Genomic DNA, 1,493 nt, shown 5'->3' with positions numbered 1-1,493 from the left:
CTCACGTCACACACGTGAGACACGGTAGAAAACCTTCTGGGCGGATCTTCGTAAACCCGTAGGGGTGAAGTAGGGGGCCGGGAGGGGTAACCCCCTGGGTATTTATGCATGTGCCGAATGTTTATGCGTTGTGTTGTGGTACACGAAAGGCCCCGACCACCATGTCGGTGATCGGGGCTATCCATGCGCTGTTTCGTGTTAGACGGTCAGCGTGATCTTGGCGATGCGTTCGGGATGGATGGGCGCGAACCCGAACCGCCACATCACACGGTAGAGAACCTGGTCCCTGGTGAACGCTGCGTCGGTGGACTTGGCGACTTGAATATCTCCCAGCGAGGAGAGAATATCGTTCTTATCCAGCGCCAGAATCGTCCCGGTGGGCATGAGGTTCGAGACGGTCACCGGGATGCCGAACAGTTGCTTGCTGGTCTGTTCTGCCGGGTTGCCGAGTAGCAGCTGTGCCGAGTCTTTGCCGGTCTTGAGGTTACGCAGTGCGCCCCAGCTGGCCGGGTCCATCACGATATTGGTGGTGGTGGCACCGTGGGTCTCAATGGTCGTGATCGCATCGGAGAGTACGTCGAGGTCTGCTGCGTTCATCGCTCCGGCATCGGTAATGCCAGTGATGTTCAGTAGCCCGGTGGGATTGTCCGGGTTGTTCAGCAGTGCGTTGTCCGCTTTGATGGTCACGGCCCGGCGCATGGAATTGGAGATGATCGACTCGGTACCGGCGTAAGAGACGGCTTCTCGGGAGATGGGTTGCAGTACCGCTAGTTTGCGGGTTGAAACCAGCAGCTCGGAGAGCTGGGTATCCGAGGCCGGGATTTCGGTACCTTCGGGCACGAATCCGACCGTGGGGTCTTCGGTGACGTACGGGATGCGTACGACTGGCTGGTCGCCTTCGATAGGTACCGTGGGCGTGGTGATCTGGTTGATCAGCGCGTCGGGGACGATATCTGCCGGGGTGAACGTGGCATCGGGATAGAGGGCCTTGGGGCCGTTGGTGGTAAGTTGCACCATAATGTTTGACTCCTTGAATTGTGTTGCGGAGCCGTTAAAGAGAAAAGGAGCGGCACCGCACATGAAACGTTTGTTTTCTTGCACGGTTACCGCTGGTAATTCGTGTTCCCCGCCAGGGGGTACCTGGGTCGACAATTCGTACCACGGGTATTGATTGTCGACCCAGGTTTTATTGTATCAGGCGGTCACAAGCGGAAGCTTTCTTCCCAGTCATTATGGTCACCACTCGACTGATTATTGTTTGGGTGTTGATCTGGGAAGGGTGGGATAGCCTTTTTTACGCTGAGTCCCAGGTTCTCTTGGGCGGCTTGAATATGTTCTTTGGCTGTCTCAATATTGATGTTGCCGTTTTCGTCGCGCACGGATTCCAGGCTCATCCCGGACAACCAGATCGCGGCGGGTTTGACGATCCCTGCTTCTGCGGCCAGGCGTTCAACCTCGGTGGTTTGTAGAGTTTCCACGCGGGCGTTGGCAGC

General features: G+C 57.0%; 2 protein-coding genes. Both read right to left on the bottom strand.

The window, feature by feature from the left end; all coding sequences use genetic code 11:
- Positions 1–198: 198 nt before the first annotated feature.
- Complete coding sequence (locus D8M21_RS11200; RefSeq protein WP_048678774.1) at positions 199–1,017, bottom strand: phage major capsid protein; 819 nt, start codon at positions 1,015–1,017, stop codon at positions 199–201.
- Between the two features lie 185 nt (positions 1,018–1,202).
- Positions 1,203–1,493 (bottom strand): hypothetical protein (locus tag D8M21_RS11330; RefSeq protein ID WP_161970386.1); only part of this gene is annotated, 291 nt, incomplete at its 5' end.

The organism is Kocuria sp. HSID16901, from assembly GCF_003989425.1.
Classification (GTDB): Bacteria; Actinomycetota; Actinomycetes; order Actinomycetales; family Micrococcaceae; genus Rothia; species Rothia massiliensis.
This window is presented reverse-complemented; position numbering and strand designations above follow the sequence as displayed.